This is a genomic window from Mesorhizobium sp. P5_C1 (genome assembly GCF_054049815.1).
The window spans coordinates 1-21,335 of the sequence record NZ_JBFULQ010000043.1 but is presented as its reverse complement, the minus strand read 5'-3'; the positions used below and the strand labels follow the sequence as shown (position 1 = coordinate 21,335).

The 21,335-nt window shown below is 62.3% G+C and carries 20 protein-coding genes; 16 read left to right on the top strand and 4 right to left on the bottom strand.

The window, feature by feature from the left end; all coding sequences use genetic code 11:
• Positions 1-172: 172 nt before the first annotated feature.
• Positions 173-409, bottom strand: coding sequence for a hypothetical protein (locus ACXJ7R_RS06095; RefSeq protein ID WP_457151013.1), 237 nt, complete (start codon positions 407-409; stop codon positions 173-175).
• A 502-nt stretch (positions 410-911) separates the two neighbouring features.
• Here ACXJ7R_RS06095 and ACXJ7R_RS06090 point away from each other — a divergent pair.
• The 11 genes from ACXJ7R_RS06090 (at position 912) to ACXJ7R_RS06040 (ending at position 10,482) form a co-directional block, all read left to right on the top strand.
• Positions 912-1,133, top strand: coding sequence for a hypothetical protein (locus ACXJ7R_RS06090; RefSeq protein ID WP_457151012.1), 222 nt, complete (start codon positions 912-914; stop codon positions 1,131-1,133).
• On the top strand, positions 1,120-1,611 hold the full coding sequence (locus ACXJ7R_RS06085; RefSeq protein ID WP_457151011.1) for an NAD-binding protein: 492 nt from the start codon (positions 1,120-1,122) through the stop codon (positions 1,609-1,611). Before ACXJ7R_RS06090 ends, ACXJ7R_RS06085 begins: the two co-directional genes overlap by 14 nt.
• 9 nt (positions 1,612-1,620) lie before the next feature.
• Positions 1,621-2,457: a carbohydrate kinase family protein gene (locus ACXJ7R_RS06080; protein WP_457151010.1), complete on the top strand. Its 837-nt coding sequence runs from the start codon at positions 1,621-1,623 to the stop codon at positions 2,455-2,457.
• Between the two features lie 71 nt (positions 2,458-2,528).
• Positions 2,529-3,305, top strand: a complete 777-nt coding sequence (locus ACXJ7R_RS06075) for a glutamine amidotransferase (protein ID WP_457151009.1) — start codon at positions 2,529-2,531, stop codon at positions 3,303-3,305.
• A 29-nt stretch (positions 3,306-3,334) separates the two neighbouring features.
• Complete coding sequence (locus ACXJ7R_RS06070) at positions 3,335-4,105, top strand: ATP-binding cassette domain-containing protein (protein WP_457151008.1); 771 nt, start codon at positions 3,335-3,337, stop codon at positions 4,103-4,105.
• Positions 4,106-4,137: 32 nt separating this feature from the next.
• Positions 4,138-5,124, top strand: coding sequence for an autoinducer 2 ABC transporter substrate-binding protein (locus ACXJ7R_RS06065; RefSeq protein ID WP_457151007.1), 987 nt, complete (start codon positions 4,138-4,140; stop codon positions 5,122-5,124).
• A gap of 47 nt (positions 5,125-5,171) precedes the next feature.
• On the top strand, positions 5,172-6,119 hold the full coding sequence (locus ACXJ7R_RS06060; RefSeq protein ID WP_457151006.1) for an ABC transporter permease: 948 nt from the start codon (positions 5,172-5,174) through the stop codon (positions 6,117-6,119).
• A complete protein-coding gene (locus ACXJ7R_RS06055; protein WP_457151005.1) occupies positions 6,116-7,075 on the top strand; it encodes an ABC transporter permease in 960 nt (319 codons plus the stop codon). Before ACXJ7R_RS06060 ends, ACXJ7R_RS06055 begins: the two co-directional genes overlap by 4 nt.
• Positions 7,076-7,083: 8 nt before the next feature.
• On the top strand, positions 7,084-8,391 hold the full coding sequence (locus tag ACXJ7R_RS06050; RefSeq protein WP_457151004.1) for a M20 family metallopeptidase: 1,308 nt from the start codon (positions 7,084-7,086) through the stop codon (positions 8,389-8,391).
• 802 nt (positions 8,392-9,193) lie between these two features.
• Positions 9,194-9,631, top strand: a complete 438-nt coding sequence (locus ACXJ7R_RS06045; protein WP_095082202.1) for a hypothetical protein — start codon at positions 9,194-9,196, stop codon at positions 9,629-9,631.
• A gap of 596 nt (positions 9,632-10,227) precedes the next feature.
• Complete coding sequence (locus ACXJ7R_RS06040; RefSeq protein ID WP_206073701.1) at positions 10,228-10,482, top strand: hypothetical protein; 255 nt, start codon at positions 10,228-10,230, stop codon at positions 10,480-10,482.
• 24 nt (positions 10,483-10,506) lie between these two features.
• Here the strand turns inward: ACXJ7R_RS06040 and ggt are convergent, their stop codons facing one another.
• The 3 genes from ggt to ACXJ7R_RS06025 all read right to left on the bottom strand — a co-directional run bounded on the left by ggt (position 10,507) and on the right by ACXJ7R_RS06025 (position 15,847).
• Positions 10,507-12,246: a gamma-glutamyltransferase gene (ggt, locus tag ACXJ7R_RS06035; protein ID WP_457151003.1), complete on the bottom strand. Its 1,740-nt coding sequence runs from the start codon at positions 12,244-12,246 to the stop codon at positions 10,507-10,509.
• 92 nt (positions 12,247-12,338) lie between these two features.
• Positions 12,339-13,631, bottom strand: coding sequence for an L-rhamnose catabolism isomerase (rhaI, locus tag ACXJ7R_RS06030; protein ID WP_457151002.1), 1,293 nt, complete (start codon positions 13,629-13,631; stop codon positions 12,339-12,341).
• Positions 13,632-13,744: 113 nt separating this feature from the next.
• A complete protein-coding gene (locus tag ACXJ7R_RS06025; RefSeq protein ID WP_457151001.1) occupies positions 13,745-15,847 on the bottom strand; it encodes a bifunctional rhamnulose-1-phosphate aldolase/short-chain dehydrogenase in 2,103 nt (700 codons plus the stop codon).
• 185 nt (positions 15,848-16,032) lie between these two features.
• On the opposite strand from ACXJ7R_RS06025, the gene ACXJ7R_RS06020 reads away from it, so the two are divergent.
• From ACXJ7R_RS06020 to ACXJ7R_RS06000, 5 genes are all read left to right on the top strand, one after another.
• Entirely contained in the window at positions 16,033-16,842 is an 810-nt protein-coding gene (locus tag ACXJ7R_RS06020; RefSeq protein WP_457151000.1) for a DeoR/GlpR family DNA-binding transcription regulator, read from the top strand.
• Between the two features lie 55 nt (positions 16,843-16,897).
• Positions 16,898-17,893 (top strand): rhamnose ABC transporter substrate-binding protein, encoded by a 996-nt coding sequence (gene rhaS, locus ACXJ7R_RS06015; RefSeq protein WP_457150999.1) that lies wholly within the window; start codon positions 16,898-16,900, stop codon positions 17,891-17,893.
• Positions 17,894-18,007: 114 nt separating this feature from the next.
• A complete protein-coding gene (locus tag ACXJ7R_RS06010; protein ID WP_457150998.1) occupies positions 18,008-19,564 on the top strand; it encodes a sugar ABC transporter ATP-binding protein in 1,557 nt (518 codons plus the stop codon).
• The gene (locus ACXJ7R_RS06005; protein WP_457150997.1) at positions 19,561-20,538 is read left to right on the top strand and encodes an ABC transporter permease; all 978 of its coding nucleotides are present in this window, start codon (positions 19,561-19,563) and stop codon (positions 20,536-20,538) included. Before ACXJ7R_RS06010 ends, ACXJ7R_RS06005 begins: the two co-directional genes overlap by 4 nt.
• A partial coding sequence (locus ACXJ7R_RS06000) for an ABC transporter permease (protein ID WP_457150996.1) occupies positions 20,535-21,335 on the top strand: 801 nt, incomplete at its 3' end. The genes ACXJ7R_RS06005 and ACXJ7R_RS06000, both read left to right, overlap by 4 nt.

The following is a 21,335-nucleotide window of genomic DNA, read 5'->3' as shown; positions in this document are numbered from 1 at the left end:
TGCCAACACCGTCAACGCTACCCAGAACGCCGGCAAGAGAGTTGCCACCGCCGCGAACTGAGCCTCGCGGTGGTCTGCCCAAGTGAATGGCCGCCATGATTGGGCGGCCCTTTCTTTTTCAGGCCGAAGCGCGTTGTGCTCGCGCTTCACTAATTGCCCTTGGATTTCCCCTTTAGGCGCCGGGACTGCTGTCCGGCGTATAGATCAGGCCGACTTTCCTGCCGCCACACCTGCCGCATTTCAGTTTTCGAACGAGGTCATCTGCCATTGCCGGCGCATCCGGTCCGAACCGATCGCGGAGCTTCACTAGGTCGAGCGACTGGCTATGGTTGCAAGGCGCGTAATGGCAAAACGCCGTCACCGTCATCTTCGCGTCGATCAGTGATTGAAACGTCCAGCCCTTTGCCATCCGGCTGATATAGCCTTCAATCTTCCTCTCGAAAATCCTGGAGCAATGCGTGCGTGCTTAGCGTTCGGTTCCCACGCGTGCTAGTCGACCTCGATAATCTTCCGACCTGGCTTCTTGGCTGCCGGTTGACGACGTTTGACCGGAGCCGTCTTTTCGAYAGAYGCTTCCACRGAAAGGCGCTRCTCKCGCAGTCGCGCCGTCTTGGCMTCTCTCGCYAGACGCTCAGCCTCRATYGTCAGTTTCGATTCGCGATCAGCGCGSTCAATCCGTTCCTTGTCGACGCGTCGTYGGGTCAWGAAAGCCTCCCTTGGCTAACTGACCGATGGAATGCGGCTCATGCTAAAATGTTCCGTGCTTTAGAGCGCCGTGATGAACGGTTGTGTTAGCCAAACCGTTTCACGCCTTTTTCCCTTATTAGCGCTCGCGAATGGATGTATGATCGACTTGACGACATCGGTCGCCGTTAGGGGACCATTCGGTGCATGCGGTCGGCACACGACACATGGCGGGACTGGCAGGCGTGGTAGCCGCGGCTGCAGTGCTGGAGGATGGCTCTGCGTTAGCGCACAGGCCGAATAGCACCTGGACCTATCCGCCGGCCTGCTGCCACGGCGATCCGGTGACGGGAGAATGTGGCCAGATCCCAAGCAGAACCGTCACACCACGACCCGACGGTTATGTCGTCGGCGGCGAGGATGTCGATGTCGAGCATGTCGCCCAGTGATCGAGCAATGGGCGAGGTGCGCAAGGTCGGCAAGCACGGGAACGGCTATGTCGCCAAGCTGGTCAACAACCAGCTCTGGAAGGTCCACGCTGCGGCGATCGGCGAGGCGATGATCACAGCCAAGCTCGCCGGCCTTGAGCCGGAAATTTGGTGGTCGGCCATGAAGGGCGGCGCAGCCGACAGCTTCGTTATGCAGCATGACGTGCCCTCTGTTTTCGCCGGTCATTATGACCCCTCGTTCCCCTTGGCGCTCTGTCTCAAGGATCTGGGCCTGATCGAAGACCTGATGAACGAGACAGGGACGCGCAACGAACTCACCCGCGCGACGCATGATCGGTTCAAGGAAGCGGCTTCGCGCTATGGCAAGGAAGCTGGAGAGATGACCGTATGCAAGGTGATCGAGGATGATGCCGGCGTGGAGCTTCGCGTTGCCGGCAACTGGGTGGCGCCGTGGGAAGTGAAAGTCCCGGAAACCTGAGTCTGGTCGATGCCACATTGGATGGCATCGGCGCATTACTCTCGYGCTGACCGGACGCTGGCGACTGCAGTCGGCCAGGACGCGGAGAGCGACTGGGCATTGGGCGAGCTTTCCAAACTGGGTGTCCACGCCCTACCCATCCGCAGCACGCCGAACAACCGGCTGTCACAGGCGATCGTCATCATCGAGCGCAACGGCAGCCGCACCATCATCAGCGAGCCGTTCGAGCTGGGCGAGGTCGACCTTACGGCCAACCTCGATATCCAGCCCGAGCAGCGCCCGACGTGCCTGCACATCGAGGGCTTCCACTATGAAACGATGACGGCGTCCATAGCTCGTTTTCACCAGGCGGGCTGGAAGGTGAGCCTGCATTCGCCCGGCCTGCCCAAAAGCGCGCGCACGCCTGAGGTCTTTGCGCAGATGGTCAAACAGATCGACCTCACCTTCATCAACGACGTGACGATCAGGGAGATCTACGGCTTCGGCGCGCGCATGGCGTCTATGATCGATGAGGTGCGGCAGGTGCTGTCACGCATCAAACCACGCGGGACGGTCGTGCTCACCTTGGGGGAATTCGGCGCAGTTGTCTTTCCGGCTACGGGCGGACCGCAGATCGAAGTGCCGGCGCTGCCGGTCAACCGGGTGGACGCGACCGGCGCCGGCGACAGCTTCGCCGGCATCTTCCTCAGTCTCTGGCTGCATGGCGCGTCGCAGGAGACGGCCGCCCGCTACGCCGCGACCGGCGCAAGTCTGACGACGACGGTCGAGGGCGCGCAGGGATACATTGCCGACTTTGCCACGCTGAAGGCCGCCGCCGCGGCCAACAACGACGCGGTAGCAAGCTAGATCAATGGCTTACCAGACCCGCGCCACCCAGAAAGCAACAGGCTGACCAGCCAGAATTGGAGAACGTCACCATGACCAAAGCAAAAGTCCTGCTGGTCGGCGAGAGCTGGATGAGCTCGGCGACGCATTACAAAGGCTTCGACCAGTTCGGCAGCGTCACCTTCCATCTCGGCGCGACGCCGCTAGTCAACGCCTTGAAGGACAGCGAATTCGACCTTGACTACATGCCGGCCCACGAGGCCGTCGAAAAGCTGCCCTTCACCATCGGAGGCCTGTCGCAGTACAAGGCGATCATCCTCTCCGACATCGGCGCCAACTCGCTGCTGTTGCATCCCGACGTCTGGCTGCATGGCAAGACGGTGCCCAACCGGCTCAAGCTGCTGCGCGATTGGACRCATGCCGGCGGCGGCCTGGTGATGATCGGCGGCTATTTCTCCTTCCAGGGCATCGACGGCAAGGCGCGCTGGCATCGCACCGCGGTCGAGGAGGCGCTGCCGGTGACCTGCCTCCCTTATGACGATCGGCTCGAAATTCCCGAAGGTTTTCGGCCCGAGATCATCGGCGCCGCGGATCATCCGCTCTTTGCCGGCATAAAGGGCGAATGGCCGATCCTGCTCGGCGCCAATGAGGTCATCGCACGCGATCGCGGCGACGTCGAGATCCTGGCGCGGCTGCCGCAGGACCAGGGCGGCCATCCATTGCTCGTGACCGGGCGTCATGGCGAGGGCCGCACGCTGGTGTGGACATCGGATATCGGCCCGCACTGGCTACCGAACAGCTTTGTCGAATGGCCGGGATATGCGCGCCTTTGGACCAACGTGCTGCGCTGGGTCAGCAAAGCTGCTTGAGCCAATCCATCACCGCCGGAGCAACTGCCATGACGGCACCCTTTCTCGTCGCCAGGAACATCGCCAAGCGCTTCGGCGCGTTGACGGCGCTTGCCGACGTCGACCTTGAAATCCGCTCCGGCGAAGTGCTGGCGCTGCTTGGCGATAATGGCGCTGGCAAGTCGACCTTCATCAAGATCCTGGCCGGCGCTCACCCGCCGAGCGATGGCGAACTCGTCATCGAGGGCAGCCCGGTCGTCTTCTCCTCGCCCAAGGACGCGGCCGCGTCGGGGATCGCGACGATCTTCCAGGAACTGGCGCTGTCCGAAAACCTGTCGATCGCCGAAAACGTCTTTCTCGGGCGAGAATTGAAACGCTCCATTTTTGGCATCCCATTCCTCAAGCGCAAGGAAATGCGCCAGCGCGTCGATGGTCTCCTGCAGGAACTCGACGCCCATATTTCCGATCCTGAAGCTCCGGTCGGCAGCCTGTCCGGCGGTCAGCGCCAGGCCGTCGCCATCTGCCGGGCGCTTAATCTGAACGCCAGGCTGGTGATCATGGATGAGCCCACAGCCGCCCTTGCCGTCGCCGAAACACGCAAGGTGCTGGCGCTGACGCGGCGGCTCGCTGCGCGCGGCTGCGCCGTGGTGCTGATCAGCCATAACATTTCCGAAGTCTTCGAGGTTGCGGACCGCATCGTGGTGTTCCGGCGCGGCCGCAAGGTGGCCGAACGGCTGGCCGCCGAGACCAACCACGAGGAAGTCGTTTCGCTCATAACGGGCGCCCATCCCGACGTGCGGGCGCTCGAAAAAACAACATGAAACGCGCGTCATTCCAGAGAGGATCAAACACAATGCTTTCGCAGTTCAAAAAAGCGCTCGCCGTCTCCGTACTGTCGCTCGCCATTGCCTCGGCCGCGTCCGCCGCCGATAAGCACAGGATAGCCTTCGTGCCGCAGCTGATCGGCATTCCCTATTTCAACGCCATGGAAGCCGGCGGCAACCGCGCCGCCAAGGATCTCGGCGTCGACTTCATCTATTCCGGCCCCGTCGACACCAATCCGGTCGACCAGTTGCAGATCGTCCAGAACCTGATCGACCAGGGCGTCGAGGCGGTCTCGGTCAGCGTGCTCGATGCCTCCAGCATCGCCCCCGTAGTCGAGAGCGCCAAGGCGAAAGGGATAAAGCTGTTCACCAGCGACAGCGATGCGCCCGACAGCGGCCGCGCCGTCTATGTCGCGCAGGCAACCGATGAGGGCCTTGGCACCACAATCATCGACGAACTCGTCAAGCGCGTCGGCGAAGACGCAACAATCGGCATCGTCTCCGGCGAGGCGACGGCGTCCAATCTCAACGCCTGGATCGGCTTCATGCAGAAACAGGCCGCCGCCAAATATCCGAAGCTGAAGCTGCTCGACCCGCAATTCGCCGGCGGCACGGCCGAGCGCGCCGCGCAGATTTCCGGCGACCTGATGGCGGCCAACCCCGACATCAAGGCCATCATCGCCGTTGCCTCCTCGACCTGCCCGGGTGTCGCCCAGGCGATCGAGACCGCCGGGAAAATCGGCTCCGTCATTGGCGCCGGCTATTGCAGCCCCAACACCGCGCGCTCCTACCTGAAGAGCGGTGCCTTCGGCTTCACCGTGCTGTGGGATCCCGAGCAGCTCGGCTATCTCACGGTCTGGGCTGGCAAGCAGCTCATCGACGGCAAGGCTTTCGAGGCCGAAAACAAAATTGCCGGCCTGGAGAAGCCCGCCACCTATGACGCCGCCAAAGGCATCTTGTTGCTCGGGCCGCCAGCTGTCTTCACCAAGGACAATGTCGACAAGTTCAACTTCTGAGCCCTGACGTGAGCGCGGTGCGACAGTCTGGAAACGGTGTCATCTCCATGAACGGGCGGGAGTGGTCTCTGCTTGTCGCCTGTCTGCTGGCGATCGTCGTCTTTGCTGTCRCATCGCCGCACTACGCCACCTCCGGCAATGCGGTCACCGTGCTGCGCAACAGCGCCGAACTGCTTTTGATCGGCCTCGGCATGACCCTGCTGCTCGCCATGGGCGGCATCGATGTGTCGATCGGCATCGTCATGGGTCTGGCGGCCATTGCGATCGGCCGCATGCTCGGCACCGACGGCAATCCGCTGCTGGCGCTTGTCGTCGGCCCGTTGGTCGGCGCGCTGCTCGGCTGTGTGACCGCCGCCGTCGTCGTCCTCGGTCGCGTTCCGGCCATTGTCGGAACGCTCGGCCTGCTCGGCATCTACCGCACCGCCGTGTTCGTGCTGCTTGGCGGGCAATGGCTCTCCGGCCTGCCCTCGACCCTTACCGATCTGCTCGCCGCGAGTGTGCTCGGCATTCCTGTCCCCGCCCTGGTGATCGCTGCAGCCTATTTCACGGTCTGGCTGGCGCTGCGGCGCACCCCCTATGGGCTGCATCTGCTGGCGATCGGCAATTCGGAGGAGAAGGCGCGGCTCTCAGGTATCCCGGTGGTCAAGGTTCGCTTCATGACCTTCGTCGTCAGCGGTATCCTGACCGGCATCGCCGCCACCTTCTACGTCGCAACCTACCGCAATGTCGAAATGAGCATCGGCAGCACGCTGGCGCTTGACGCCATTGCCGCGGTCATCCTCGGCGGCACCAGCATACTGGGCGGCCGCTGCAGCCTGCTCGGCACCGTGCTTGGCGTGCTGCTGCTCAGGATCCTCCAGAACGGCCTGCTTCTGATCGGCATCCCTTCGCTCTGGCAGCCTGTCGTCACCGGCGTTCTCATCATCGGCGTGCTTGGCTTCGAAGCCATTTCCAATCGCCTTCCGCTGACCCGCTTCCAGCGAGCCCGCACATGAAGACGCTGCGCAATCTGCAAGGCCCGGCCCTTACGCTCGCGCTTCTGTGCGGGCTTTGGCTGATCGTCATTGTCGGCTTGGCTGTGCTCAAGCCCGCGGTCTTCAACCTTGGCACCGTCACCACCATCCTCCAGTTCTCGACCATTCTGGCGCTGGTCGGGCTTGGCCAGGGCCTGGTCATCCTCGCCGGCGGCGCCGGCATCGACCTGTCGGTCGGCGGCGCGGTTTCGCTCTCCGCCATCATCGCCATGCTGTCGCTCAAACTGGGTTTGCCGCCGGTGCTGCTGCCGCTAGCTTGCGTCCTGGCCGGCGCACTGCTCGGCGCCCTCAATGGCGTGCTGGTCAACCGGCTCGCGCTTCTGCCCTTCATCGCGACGCTCGGCACCTTCTTCGTCTATTCCGGCACAGCGCTTGCCGTTACCGGGGGTGCGGCTCAATCCGGCGTGCCGGCCTGGCTGCTCGTGTGGGGGCGTGGCGTCGTCATAGGCATCCCCATGCCGTTTCTCACCCTCGCCATCCCCTGCTTTGCGCTCGCCGGCCTGGTGCTGATGTCGACCGCCTGGGGGCGTTGGATCTACGCCATGGGCTTCAATGAACGTTCGGCCAGGCTGGTCGGCATTCCGGTCGATCGCGTCCGCCTCATCCTCTATGCGCTGAGCGGTGCGCTCGCCGGCGCCGCCGGCCTTGTTTCGCTCGCCTGGCTCGGCAGCGGCAGGCCCAATATCGGCCAGAACCTCGAACTGGAATCGCTCACCGCCGCGATGCTTGGCGGCATCGCTATCACCGGCGGGCGCGGCGGCGTCGGCGGCGTGTTCGCGGCCGTGCTGCTTTTGGTCACGCTGAAGACCGGCCTGCTGCAATTGAACATCAACACGGTTTGGCAAGTGGGGATTGTCGGCGCCCTTCTGGTGTTCGTCCTTCTTGCCGACCGGCTTTCCCAACGTTGGAGATCATGATGCCTTCCATGGAAGAGACTATCGCCGCCCGCGTCGAGGCAGCGGCCGATCGTATCGTCGAAACGCTGAGCGATCTCGTCGCCTTCCCCTCGATCGTGAAATCCAATCCGAAGGAGGCCGGGCCGGGTGAGCGTGATTGCCAGCTCTATCTGCAAAAACGCATCGAAGCGCTCGGCTTCACGTCCGATCTCTGGGATCCGGACGGCCCGGCGCTTTATGAAAAATACAAGGGACGTGCCGGCGCCAACAAGGGCAGGACCTTTGACGGCCGGCCCAATCTCGGCGGCGTCCTGAAGGGTACCGGCGGTGGGCGTTCGATCATGCTCACCGGCCATATCGACGTCGTGCCGCCGGGCGCCGCCGGACACTGGGCAACCGATCCGTTCCAGCCCGTGCTGAAAGACGGCTTCCTGCACGGCCGTGGCACCGTCGACATGAAGGGCGGCGTCGCCTGCATGCTGATGGCGGTCGAAATCCTAAGGGAGCTGCAAATCCCCCTTTCCGGAGACATCGTCTTTACCACTGTCGTCGACGAGGAGATCGGCGGCATGGGCTCGCTTGCCATGGTCGACCGCGGCTTTCACGCCGACGCCGGCATCATGACCGAGCCGACGGCAAACAGGATCGCGCCGCTCTGCCACGGCATACTGTGGGGCAGGATCGTCATCGACGGCATAGGTGGGCATGCCGAGCTGACGCCGAATGCCTGGTATTCGAGCGGCCCGGTCGATGCCGTGCAGTTGTGCCGGCAAATCCTCGACGGCATCGACATCCTCAACCGGCGCTGGATGTTCGACCCGAAAAAGAACCATCCGCTGATGGATTTGCCCAACCAGATCATCGTTACTCAGATCAATGCCGGCGAGCACCCCTCCTCCATGGCCGGGCGCGGCGAGATCATCATCGACGCGCAGTACCTGCCGAGCGAGCATGACGAATTCAGGTTGGGCGGCAACGTCAAGCGCGAGATCGAAGAGCATATTGCCCATGTCTGCCAGGCGGACCCTTATCTGCGTCTGCACCCTGCCCGCGTCGAATGGATTCTTGATGCCGACTGCGCCGAAATCCCCTCCGACAGCCCGTTCGTGAGTGTCTTCCAGGAAGCTGTGAAGGACGCCAATCTGTCGCCGGTGCTCAGCGGCTTCGGCGCGCACAGCGACATTGGCCTGCCGACCGGCCTCGGCAACACGCCGACGGTCAACTTCGGCCCGGGCGACCCGGCGCAGGCGCATCAACCCAATGAGCGTGTCTCGGTGCGAGACCTCGTCGATTGCACCAAGGCGATCGCCATTGCCGTCGAAAAGTGGTGCCGCTAGCGAACCTCGCCCCCTTGCTGTCGACGTATTCTTGCACCTGGGAGGGGCTGCAAAACGGCCTTGAGGGCACCCGATCCCATGAAATTCCCCGATGCTTTTTGAATTTCCGGCGATGATCGTCGCATTGGTGGATATGGTACCGATTTGCCAGCCATGGCCTGCTAAGAGTACGTGAAAACAGATCAATAAATCTCTACCCCCCACTACTACCTTTAGACATGATGTCTCACCTCCCAATATCCGTTAAATTCAAGTACGCCGCAGCGTTGCTTGGCATTCAAGCTACCGCTGGACTAAAGGGGCGCGTTATGCACCAAGTCAAAGTCGTTTGCCCTAACTGCCAGATGYCGGGCGCTGGACCACTGAGGATGAACTGCACAAAGTGCGGCGGAACCGGCTTTGTCTACGAGTCGAGAATGGATCCCGGTCCAGCTAGGGGCTTCCTCCGGCTGGTTGTTATTGGCGCCGCTATCATGCTGACCTATTGGTACGTTACCGGCATCACCTACCATGGGTATTAAACCGCTAAGCGCCTTCCGCCTCTGCGCTATCGCCGTTGACGGTCGGGGTGCATTTCCCCTCATGCGCGCGATCCCAGACTGACGCGCGAAAAATCCGCCTGACTTGGGCGGGTTCGCGGCGCATCTCTACACCTTAACGGAGACGCCGAAGCCTGCCCGTGGCGTCATAGCACATCGTCGAGTGAAACAACTTTGCGCTCGTTGGCCCACCAGCGGATTTGATTTGCTTGGTGATCCCCCAACCTTAGGGCAAACTACCTGCCGGGGCTCCAGGAGGAGAAATGAGAGCACGCGCTGCAACGCTCGGGGATCTCGAGGATGTCTTTCGCGGCCTGTCGAAGCGGATGTCGGACGAATACGTCGCTGCCGGCAAGGACAGCAAGATCGCTTACGACAATTTGATGATGAACTTGAAGGAAGGCCGTGCGCATGCGCTTGTCGAGGGCGACAAGACCGTGGCGATCATCGCCTGGCATGAGAACAGCGACGCTGCCAATACGCTGTTCGCCGCACAGGAGGATTTCTTCCGTGCCGCGACCATTCGCTTCTGCAAACGGCATATCAGGCACATCCAGGCACTCGCCGGCAACCTGCCCATCCACTCGCGCAGCTGGCTGCAGGGGTCGGATGTCGCAAGATGGTTTCACCTAATCGGCTATGTCGAGCGCGGCCAGGAGAACGGCGCCACTGTCTTCGAGCTGCCGCCGGCTCGCGGATAGAAATCGCGGTGTCGGGACAGAAGTTTGGCCGCATGCCTTGGCGATCAATGGATACGTTCACATTTCGTCATCTTGGGTCGGAGCAACGAGCAAAGCGACGCGGCGCAGGCCATCAGCGGCTTGAAACGCGCCGCATGAAACTGTGGCGATGCGACGCGTCCTGAGCGATCAGGCTGTCGGCGAGCGACGGCAAGGCGATTCGGCCACGCTACGCACAGTGCGACGTCACGTCCCACCGAAAATCGCCGCACGGATGACCAATCCATGTTCAGCATCATTTTTCCTCCACGAATTCGTTCCATGACAGGATGGTCCACGGCAGCCTTCGGGCAGGTGTGCCCAGGATTATCCGAGATCAAAGACGGCCAAGGGCACGAATCAAAAAAGTCGGCGGCACGCTGCGGCGGAAAGGTGTAGAAGACCGTGCCGAACGCATCGAGGGCAGTGCGATCGGGTTGCGCTCGGCAAGGCTTGATGATTTGTTGCCGCTATACGGAGAACGAGTAATGCGTGAGCCTGCCGGTCAAGACGAATATGGGTCGACCAATCCCTTCGACCCGGACGATCTGCCGACGTTGAATGCGATAGGTCCAAGCATGGGAAGCGGCAACGACTTCGAGAAATATGCGGTTGCCGTGATCATCGTGTTCGGCGCGCTGATCATTGGTGGGTTGATGGCCGCGTCGATGACCTTCGGGCACCGCAATGGGTTCCTGTTTGCACTTGGCGGCGCCACATCGGCCTGGATATCGGGAAACGCGCTGCTGCTCGACCGGCCGCGCATTTACGCGCTGTTTGTCGGCATCGCCGCCTTGTTGCTGATAGCGTCGACCGTCACGCTGATTTCGTGACGGTCCGGCTTGTGAATTAAGACATCAATATCCGAGCGCTTCGCCCGATGCGGCACGGCTGTCGATAGCGCCATTGTAGCGCGCGCCGCCGCCCTTCTCGATCTCCGCCAGGCTCTTGCCACCGACCAGGATGCCCGCAGCCTGGCCCCAGGTCTTATCGCCGAGACCGAGGTGGTAGCCCAAGCCGGCCAACAGTTTTTCGGTATCCGGCGACAGGCCGAACGGCTCGATGTAAACAGTGTCGGGGAGCCATTGGTGGTGGATGCGCGGCGCGTCGATCGCCTCCTGGATGTTCATGTCATGGTCGACGACGTTGACGATGGCTTCCAGCGTGATGGTGATGATGCGCGAACCGCCCGGGCTTCCGATGACCATGAACGGCTTGCCGTCCTTGGCCACGACGGTCGGGCTCATCGACGACAGCGGCGTCTTCTTCGGCTGGATGGCATTGGCCTCGCCCTGAACCAGACCATAGAGGTTAGGCACGCCGGGTTTCTGGGTGAAATCGTCCATCTCGTTGTTGAGCAGGATACCGGTGCCGTCGGCGACGACGCCGGCGCCGAACGAGCCGTTCAGCGTATAGGTAACGGCGACCGCATTGCCGTCATTGTCGATGATCGAATAATGCGTCGTCTCCTTGCTCTCGCCAAAGCCCTTCGGCATCAGGTCCTGCGACACGCCGGCCCGGAACGGATCGATCTTGTCGCGAATGTCCTTGGCATAGGCCTTGTCCAACAGTTTCGAAACCGGGTTGTCGACGAAATCGGGATCGCCGAGTGCTGAATTGCGGTCGACATAGGCATAGCGCATCGCCTCGACCATGACATGGACAGTGTCGGCGGAACCGGCGCCGAGATAAGACAACGGATAACCTTCCAGCACGTTGAGGATTTCGCAGATGATGACGCCGCCGGAGCTTGGYGGCGGCGACGATGTGATCTCATAGCCGCGATAGGTACAGGTCACGGGCTTCAGTTCGCGAACCGCATATTGCTCGAAGTCCGGCTTGGCCAGGATACCGCCCTTGGCGCCGCTTGCCTTGACGATGGCGTCGGCAATGGCACCTTTGTAGAAGGCATCAGCGCCTTTCTCGGAAATGGCGGCGAGCGAGGCGGCAAGGTCCGGCTGGACCAGSCGCTCGCCGATGCCATAGGGCTTGCCATCGGGTTTCAGGAAGATGGCGGCAGCCGCGGGATCCTTCGCCAACCTGTCGGCACTGCCGGCAAAGGAGGCGGCGTCGCCCTGATTGAGGATGAATCCATCCTTGGCATAGCTGATCGCCGGCGCCATCAGATCCTGTCTGGACAAGGTGCCGTATTTCTCGCGCGCCATCTCGAAGCCGGCAACGGAACCAGGCACGCCGACCGCGAGATAGCCGTCGAGGCTGGCGCCCTTCACCGGGTTGCCATCCTTGTCGAGATACATGGTCTTGGTCGCCGCCAGCGGCGCCCGTTCGCGAAAGTCGAGGAAGGTCGATTTGCCGTCCTTGAAGCGGATGGTCATGAAGCCGCCGCCGCCGATGTTGCCGGCATTGGGGTAGACGACGGCGAGCGCATAGCCGACGGCGACTGCCGCATCGATCGCATTGCCGCCCTTCTTCAGGATCTCGACACCGACTTCAGACGCCAGATGCTGGGCTGTCACCACCATGCCGTGCTCGCCCTTGGCCGGCGCGGGTGACGCGGCGAAGGCGTTCGTCAAGGGCGCCAGGACGAAGGTGATGGAAAGACTGGCGGCGATCAGTGTTCGACGGTTGAGAGGCATGGCGGTTCTCCGGGCGGGGGGACGCCTAGAAGAACCCCTCGGGATCGCCGAGTCCACCCGTCAATGATGGACCAGACGGATCAATTGAGATGTCAGACAATGCCACCCGAGCCGCCGGCGACCGCCGGGCGTTCCGCGGCCACCTTGGCGCGGTAGCCTGCCGCCCGGTAGGCGGCGACCGGATCGATGGCGCCACCGGTCTTCAACCGCGCCATGGCGAGGATAGGCTCGACATCGGTGCGGTAGGCGGCTTTCAGCGTCTGCGTCGCCATCAGCGCGTCATTGCCGTCCTGATAGACTTCCAGCGCCCTGCGGTCGACCAGCAGCGCCTGCGCATAGGCGCGCTGGACCTCGACCGCCGACAGCATCAGGCTTTCGATAGGGTCGGTGACGTTGTGGCTCTGGTCGAGCATATGGGCCGGGTCAAAACCTTCGGCGCTGGAAAGCTCGGCATCGACCAGTTCGTTGAAGACAAGGAACAGCCGGTAGGGATCGATCGAACCGGCATCGAGGTCGTCGTCGCCATATTTCGAATCGTTGAAATGGAAGCCGCCGAGCTTCTTGAACTGGATCAGCCGCGACACGATCATCTCGATGTTGACGTTGGGCGCRTGGTGACCAAGGTCGACCAGGCAGAACGCTTTGTCGCCCAGTTCCTGCGCGATCATGTAGTTGGTGCCCCAGTCCTGCACGACGGTGGAGTAGAAGGCCGGTTCGTACATCTTGTGCTCGGTGAACAGCTTCCAGCCGTCCGGCAGTCCGGCATAGACCTCTTTCATGGCGTCGAGATAGCGCTCGAAGGCTTTGGCGAAATTGACCTGGCCGGGGAAGTTCGAACCGTCGCCGATCCACACCGTCAGTGCCTTGGAGCCAAGCGTCTTGCCGATCTCGATGCATTCGAGATTGTGCTCGACCGCTTGCCGGCGCGTGCCGGCATCGGCGTGCGACAGCGAGCCGAATTTGTAGGAAAGCGTCTGGCCCTTCGCATCGGAGAAGGTGTTGGAATTCATGGCGTCGAAGCCGAGGCCGAAGCGCGAGGCCGCCTGCTTCAGCCGGTTCGGGTCGGCCTTGTCCCACGGAATGTGCAGGGACACCGTCGGCGTCGCCTGCGTCAATTGCCTGATGACGGCGCAGTCCTCGATCTTGTCGAAAATGTCGCGTGGCTCGCCGGCACCGGGAAAACGAGCAAAGCGGGTGCCGCCGGTGCCGACGCCCCAGGACGGGATCGCCACGGCGAATTTCTCGACCTTATCGCGGATGGCGTCGATGGCGATGCCGCGACGGTCGAGGCGCTCGCCGAGCGAGGCGTAATCACGCTCGAGATCAGCCTTGCGCGCGGCATTGTCCTTGTCGACGAGGTCGGCGGAGATGATGGATTCGGACACTGTTGTTTCCTCCCAGATAGCGTTCGGTCGCCGCTGCCCCTCATCCGCCTGCCGGCACCTTCTCCCCGTATAGAGACGGGAGAAGGGAAGCGCTCCGGCACCGACTCAAACGATTATCGCGTAAAGCTCTGGGCGTTGCCGGCGTCGACATTGATGATGTTGCCGGTCGACTTGGCCGACATGTCGGAGGCGAAGAAATAGATGGCTTCGGCGATGTCCTCGGGAAACACCGAGCGCTTCAGCATCGAGCGCGAGCGGTAATGCTCCTCCAGATCGTCGGTCGACATCTTGTAGGCGGCGGCGCGCTGTTCCTTCCACTCGCCGGTCCAGATCTTCGACCCGCGCAGCACGGCGTCCGGGTTGACTACATTGACCCTGATCTGCGCTTCCGCGCCCTCCAGCGCCAGGCAACGCGCCAGATGGATCTCGGCAGCCTTGGCCGTGCAGTAGGCTGCGGCATTGGGCGAGGCGGCGAGGCCGTTCTTGGAGGCGACGAAGACGATGTTGCCGCCGATCTTCTGCACCCTGAACAGCCGGAATGCCTCCCGCGAGACCAAGAAATAGCCGGTCGACAGGATGTCMATGTTCTTGTTCCACAGCGCCAGCGTGGTCTCCTCGATCGGCGCCGAGGACGCCAGGCCGGCATTCGACACCAGAATGTCGATGCCGCCGAATTCGACCGCGGTCTCGGCGAAGCCCGCGATCACTTGATCCTCCGAGGTGACATTGATCAGCACCGGCCGGACGAAATCCTTGCCGTAGGCCTTGGCCAGTTCGTCATTGGCGCTGGCGAGCGCTGTCTCGTCGATGTCGGCCAGCACGACGCAGGCGCCTTCGCGCAGCAGCCGGTTGGCGGTCGCACGGCCGATGCCGCCGGCGCCACCGGTGACCAGCGCAATCTGACCGGCAAGCGCCTTCGGCTTCGGCATGCGCTGCAGCTTCAGGTCCTCGAGCAGCCAGTATTCGATGTCGAAGGCTTCCTGTGCCGGCAGGCCGACATAGGACGAGACCGTCGAGGCGCCGCGCATGACGTTGATGGCGTTGACGTAGAATTCGCCCGAAATGCGCGCCGTCGCCTTGTCGCCGGCGAAGGTGAACATGCCGACACCAGGCATCAGGTAGACCACTGCGTTGGGATCGCGGATGGCGGGCGAATCCGGATGCTTGCAGCTGTCGTAGTAGGCCTGGTAGCCGACGCGATAGGCGGCGATGTCGTCGGCGAGGCGCGCGATGACGGCATCGACATCGAGATTGGCCGGATCGAATTCGATCACCAGGGGGCGGATCTTGGTGCGCAGGAAATGGTCGGGACATGAGGTGCCGAGTGCGGCCAGCGGGCGCAAATCCCTGGAGTTGACAAATTCGAGCACGGCGGGCTGGTCGTCGAAATGGCCAAGCTTGTGGCTCTTTTCCGAAATCAGGCCGCGAATCCTCGGCATCAGTTTGGCGGCGATGGCGCGACGTTCGGCAGCTTCGAGCGACTTGACCGCTTCACCGCCGAAGATGGCAAGGCCTTCGGAGCGGCGCTCGAACCATTCGATCGCCTGATTGATCACAGAGATCGTCGTCTCGTAGCATTCCCGAGGGGTGTCGCCCCAGGTGAACAGCCCATGGCTTTCCAGGATGACGCCCTTGGCGGCGGGATGTTCGAGGCAGAACTTCTCCAGCCATAGGCCGAGTTCGAAGCCCGGCCGCTTCCACGGCAGCCAGCCGATGGCGTCGCCGAAGATCTCCCTGGTCAGGGCCTTGGAATCCTTCGCGGCGGCGATGGCAATGATCGCGTCGGGATGCATGTGATCGACATAGGGTTTCGGCACGAAGGCATGCAGCGGCGTGTCGATCGAGGCCGCGCGTGGGTTCAGATTGAACGTGCAGTGCGGTAGGAAGCCGACCATCTCGTCTTCATGCGCGAGGCCGCGGTAAAGTCCCTTCAGCGCGCGCAGCTTGTCCATGTAGAGCGTGGCGAAACCATCTGTTTTAATCGAGGCGCTGTCGCCGCCCGAACCCTTGACCCAGAGCACTTCGACGTCCTCGCCGGTGAGCGGATCTTTCTGCCATATCTTCGAGGAAGTGTTGCCGCCGCCATAATTGGTGACGCGTTTATCGGAACCGAGCGTGTTCGAGCGATAGACCAGCCGCTCCGGCTCGCTCATCGATTGGGCCTTTGCCTCGTCCCACAGATTGGCGAGGCGCGCGCCGGTGCGCTTGTCGAGCATGGATGATCCTCCCGAAGGCACGCAAACGGTGCGGCCCATTTGGTCCGAATTTCCACGGAAGCGTCCGACTTGTCAATCACAAACGATCAACATCGAGCATATTGCACTGCACAATGAAATTATATGATTGGAAATGATTGACACTGCGCGGTTTGGGTGCCTAGATGTTTGGGCAGGGAGGAACCATGCACGAAAAAGAGCGCCACAGGATCATTCTGTCCGCCGTCCAGGAAAAGCCTGTGGTGACGGTGCAGGAGATGGTCGACCTGACGGAGTCCTCCGAGGCGACGATCCGGCGCGACATCGCTGCACTCCACGTGCAAAAGCGCCTGCGCCGTGTGCGTGGCGGCGCAGAGGCGATCTCGCCGCCGCAGTTCATCGGCCTTGCCGGCCGGCCCTTTTCCGTCAACGAAACCCTCAACGCCGCGCAGAAACGGGCGATCGCCCGCGAAGCGGTCGAGCTTTGCAAGGACGGCGAACCGATCATCATCAATGGCGGCACCACCACCTTCCAGATGGTGCATTTCCTGACCGGCCGCCGCATGCCGATCTTCACCAATTCGTTCCCGATCGCCGAGCACCTGCTCAAGCATTCCAAGAACACGGTCATGCTCTCGGGCGGCACCATCTACCGCGAACAGAACATCATCCTGTCGCCCTTCGACAATGACGTGACCCGCAATTTCTACGCACGGCGCATGTTCATGGGCGCGCAGGGTCTTGGGCCGCTCGGGCTGATGGAAGGCGACCCGCTGTTGATCCAGGCGGAGCAGAAGCTGATCGACCAGGCCGACGAACTGGTGGTGCTGGTCGATTCCTCGAAATTCCGCAAACGCTCCAGCCTGATCCTGTGCGGCCTGTCGCGTATCGCCACCGTCATCACCGACGACGGCATCGAGGACCGTGAAGCCAAAATGCTCGAGACCGCAGGGGTGGCGCTGATCGTCGCCCGCAAGTCGGCAACCAACAAGGAAGAATCTTCACTGCAGGCCTGAGACCAACTCACGCCCGCAGCGGCGATGGAATGCAACGCTCAAGGGAGGATATTCGATGAGCTTTTTGAAGAAATTGATGGTGACGGCGGCATTCTCGGCCGCCATGTTCGTGAATGCAGCCTACGCGGAAAACGTCAAGATCGCGCTGGTGGTGAAGTCGCTCGGCAACGGCTTCTTCGATGCCGCCAACAAGGGCGCCGAAGAGGCGGCCAAGGAACTCGGCGGTGTCGACATCATCTACACCGGCCCGACCAAGGCGACCGCCGAGGCCCAGATCGAAGTGGTCAATTCGCTGATCGCCCAGAAGGTCAACGCCATCGCCATTTCGGCCAATGACGCCGACGCGCTGGTGCCGGTGCTGAAGAAGGCCATGGAGCGCGGCATCACCGTCATCTCCTGGGATTCGGGCGTCGCCAAGGAAGGCCGCCAGCTTCACCTCAACCCGTCCGACACCGGACTGATCGGCGAGACCATCATCAAGCTTGCCGCCGACTATCTGCCGGAAGGCGGCGACGTCGCCATCCTGTCGGCGTCTTCCACCGCGACCAACCAGAACGCCTGGATCGACGCGGCCAAGAAAATCCTGCCGGAGAAGTTCCCCAAGATCAAACTCGTCGCCACCGTCTATGGCGATGACGATTCGGCCAAGAGCACGGACGAAGCCAAGGGCCTGCTGAAGTCCTACCCGAACCTCAAGGCGATCATCGCACCGACCACCGTCGGTGTTGTTGCCGCCGCCCAGGTGGTCACCGACGAGAACCTGATCGGCAAGGTCAATGTCACCGGTCTCGCGCTGCCGTCCGAGTTCAAGAAGTTCATCGACAACGGCGCCTCGCAGGCGGTTGCGCTGTGGAACCCGATCGACCTCGGCTATTCGGCCGTCTACCTCGCCCATGATCTGGCGGTGAAGAAGGAAGAGGCCAAGCCTGGCGCCACGCTGTCGATCGGCCGCGTCGGCAAGGTCACGCTCGACGACACCAACTCGGCTGCGATGGCTCCGCCCTTCCAGTTCGACAAGAGCAACATCGAGAAGTTCTCCAAGATCTATTGATCTCGGACGCTTGCACCCTCCCCCTTGTGGGGAGGGTCGGCGAGCCGGCTTTGCGCAGCAAAATCGGCGAGACGGGGTGGGGGTGGCGACATCTCCACACACCAGGACCTTGATATGCTAGACAACACCCACCCCGCTCAAATTGTTCGCGACCTTCCCCACAAGGGGGTGGGTGACGCAACCCCTCGCCTGACGCTGTCCGGCGTCTCCAAGAGCTTTCCCGGCGTGCGCGCATTGCACGATGTCAGCCTGTCGCTCTATCCGGGCCAGGTGACGGCGCTGATCGGCGAAAACGGCGCCGGCAAGTCGACGCTGGTCAAGATCATGACCGGTATCTACCAGCCCGATACTGGAACCATCAGCATTGACGGCCAGGCCGTCACTCTGYCCAGCGCGCATGCCGCCTTCGGCTATGGCGTCACCGCCATCCATCAGGAAACCGTGCTGTTCGACGACCTGACAGTGGCTGAAAACATCTTTCTCGGCCACGCGCCGCGCACGCGCTTGGGCACTATCGATTGGCGCACGATGCGCAAAAATGCGCGCGAAGTGCTCGATACAATGCACGCCGGCCATATCGACGCCGATACAAGGCTGAAGGACCTCGGCATCGCCAACAAGCATCTCGTCGCCGTCGCCCGCGCGATGTCGATCGACGCCCAGATCGTCATCATGGACGAGCCGACGGCCGCGCTTTCGATGAAGGAGATCGAGGAGCTTTTCCTGCTCATCGAGTTCCTCAAGAGCGAAGGCAAGGCGATCCTGTTCATCAGCCACAAGTTCGACGAGATCTACCGCATCGCCGACCGCTACACGGTGTTTCGCGATGGCGAGATGGTTGGTGAAGGGTTGATCAAGGATGCCGGCCAGAGCCAGATCGTGCGCATGATGGTCGGTCGCTCCGTCGACCACATCTTTCCGCAGCGCAAGGCCGAGATCGGCGCGCCGGTGCTTTCCGTTTCCGGCTTGTCGCACCCAACCGAATTCAACGACATCGGCTTCGAATTGCACAGGGGCGAGATCCTCGGCTTCTATGGCCTTGTCGGCGCCGGGCGCAGCGAGGTGATGCAGGCGATCTCCGGCATCACCCGCACCACAGGCGGCACGATCACCCTGGAAGGCAAGACGATCGCGCCGAAATCGGCGGCGGATTCGATCGATGCCGGCATCGTCTACGTGCCGGAGGAGCGCGGCAAGCAAGGCGTGGTGATCGGCCTGCCGATCTTCCAGAACGTCTCGCTGCCTTCGCTCAAGCGCACCTCGAAATCCGGCCTGCTGCGGCTGTCGGAGGAGTTCGCGCTCGCCCGCTCCTACACCGAGCGGCTCGACCTGCGCGCCTCCTCGCTCAGCCAGGATGTCGGCACCCTGTCAGGCGGCAACCAGCAGAAGATCGTCATCGCCAAATGGCTGGCGACCGCGCCCAAGGTGATCATCCTTGACGAGCCGACCAAGGGCATCGACATCGGCTCCAAGGCCGCCGTGCACGGCTTCATGGCCGAGCTGGTGGCGCAAGGCCTGTCAGTGATCATGGTGTCGTCCGAATTGCCCGAAATCCTCGGCATGTCCGACCGCGTCGTTGTCATGCGCGAGGGCCTCGTCGCAGCCGTCTACGACAACAAGGAACTGGACGCCGAGACGCTGGTCAGGACGGCAGCGGGGATCGCGGCATGAAAGCCTTTCTCAAATACCGCGAAATCTGGCTGCTCGCAGCAATCATCGTGCTGATCGGACTGATCTCGACACGCTTCCCGGCCTTCGCCGATCCCGGCAATCTGCGCCAGGTGTTCAACGACACCTCGATCCTGATGATCCTGGCGCTCGGCCAGATGGTGGTGATCCTGACCCGGTCGATCGATCTGTCGATGGCGTCCAACCTCTGCTTCACCGGTATGGTGGTGGCGATGCTGAACGCAGCGCACCCGGCAATCCCGATCCCGCTGCTGATCGTCATTGCACTGGCCGTCGGTCTGGTGCTCGGCGCCATCAACGGCCTGCTGGTCTGGCGGCTGAACATCCCCTCGATCGTGGTGACATTGGGCACGCTGACCATCTATCGCGGCGCCACTTTCGTCCTGTCCGGCGGCGCCTGGGTCAATGCCGACAAGATGAGCCCCGACTTCATCGGCTTTCAGCGTGCCGCCTTCCTCGGTATTCCGGTGCTATCGTGGATCGCCATCCTGGTGATCGCGTTGTTCTTCGTCTTGATGACGCGCACGGCGCTCGGCCGCTCGATCTACGCCATCGGCGTCAACCCGACGGCATCGGTCTATGCCGGCATCGATGTCGGCCGGACGAAATTCATCGTCTTCTGCATCTCCGGCATGATCGGCGGCCTTTCCGGCTACCTCTGGATATCACGCTACGTGATCGCCTCGGTCGAAGTCGCCAACGGTTATGAGCTCAACATCATAGCCGCCTGCGTCATCGGCGGCATTTCGATCGCCGGCGGCATCGGCTCGGTCGGCGGCGCGGTGCTCGGCGCGTTGTTTCTCGGCATCATCTCCAACGCGCTGCCGGTCATCAACATCTCGCCCTTCTGGCAAATGGCGATTTCGGGCAGTGCCATCATCCTTGCCGTCGTGCTCAATGCGCGCAGCGAACGCCAGCAGGGCCGCATCATCCTCAGAAAAGTGGAGGCGGCATGACCGAAATCCCTGCCCCGCGCCACATTCCCGACCGGCTCGACAAGCCGCTGAGCTCGGCGATCTTCTCCTGGGAAGCGCTGCTGGTTGTGGTGGCCGTCGCCATCTTCGCCATCAACAGCTTCGCCTCGCCCTATTTCCTTGATCCCTATTCGCTGTCGGATCTCACCTTCAACTTCACCGAGAAGGGTCTGATCGCCTTCGCCATGGCGCTGCTGATCATTTCCGGCGAGATCGACCTGTCGGTCGCCGCCATCATTGCGCTGGCGTCGACCATGATGGGCATGGCGGTGCAGGCCGGCGCCGGCACACCGGTGCTGGTGCTGATCGGCATCGTCGTCGGGCTCGGCTGCGGCGCCTTCAATGGCCTGCTGGTCACAAGGCTGGGATTGCCGTCGATCGTCGTCACCATCGGCACGATGAGCCTGTTTCGCGGTATCGCCTTCATCATCCTCGGCGACCAGGCCTACAAGGGTTACCCTGAAAGCTTTGTCTTCTTCGGTCAGGGCTATGTGTGGTGGGTGGCGTCGTTCGAGCTGGTGCTCTTCCTCATCGCGGCTATCGTCTACTGGCTCGTGCTGCACCGGACGAGTTTCGGCCGCCGCGTCTTTGCCATCGGCAACAATCCGGTCGCGGCGCAGTTTTCCGGCGTGCGCGTCGGCCGGATCAAGTTCATCTTGTTTTGCCTGACCGGGCTGATGTCGGGCATCGCCTCGGTGCTGATCACCTCGCGGCTCGGATCGACGCGGCCGTCGATCGCTCAGGGCTATGAGCTCGAAGTCATCACCATGGTGGTGCTT

Excerpts from the sequence above, each read along its gene's own strand:
- ACXJ7R_RS06055 (WP_457151005.1), top strand. The coding sequence starts at position 6,116 with ATGAAGACGCTGCGCAATCTGCAAGGCCCGGCCCTTACGCTCGCGCTT.
- ACXJ7R_RS06070 (WP_457151008.1), top strand. The coding sequence starts at position 3,335 with ATGACGGCACCCTTTCTCGTCGCCAGGAACATCGCCAAGCGCTTCGGC.
- ACXJ7R_RS06020 (WP_457151000.1), top strand. The coding sequence starts at position 16,033 with ATGCACGAAAAAGAGCGCCACAGGATCATTCTGTCCGCCGTCCAGGAA.
- ACXJ7R_RS06065 (WP_457151007.1), top strand. The coding sequence starts at position 4,138 with ATGCTTTCGCAGTTCAAAAAAGCGCTCGCCGTCTCCGTACTGTCGCTC.
- ACXJ7R_RS06005 (WP_457150997.1), top strand. The coding sequence starts at position 19,561 with ATGAAAGCCTTTCTCAAATACCGCGAAATCTGGCTGCTCGCAGCAATC.
- ACXJ7R_RS06085 (WP_457151011.1), top strand. The coding sequence starts at position 1,120 with ATGTCGCCCAGTGATCGAGCAATGGGCGAGGTGCGCAAGGTCGGCAAG.
- ACXJ7R_RS06045 (WP_095082202.1), top strand. The coding sequence starts at position 9,194 with ATGAGAGCACGCGCTGCAACGCTCGGGGATCTCGAGGATGTCTTTCGC.
- ACXJ7R_RS06050 (WP_457151004.1), top strand. The coding sequence starts at position 7,084 with ATGGAAGAGACTATCGCCGCCCGCGTCGAGGCAGCGGCCGATCGTATC.
- rhaS (WP_457150999.1), top strand. The coding sequence starts at position 16,898 with ATGAGCTTTTTGAAGAAATTGATGGTGACGGCGGCATTCTCGGCCGCC.
- ACXJ7R_RS06090 (WP_457151012.1), top strand. The coding sequence starts at position 912 with ATGGCGGGACTGGCAGGCGTGGTAGCCGCGGCTGCAGTGCTGGAGGAT.
- ACXJ7R_RS06040 (WP_206073701.1), top strand. The coding sequence starts at position 10,228 with ATGGGAAGCGGCAACGACTTCGAGAAATATGCGGTTGCCGTGATCATC.
- ACXJ7R_RS06095 (WP_457151013.1), bottom strand. The coding sequence starts at position 409 with ATGGCAAAGGGCTGGACGTTTCAATCACTGATCGACGCGAAGATGACG.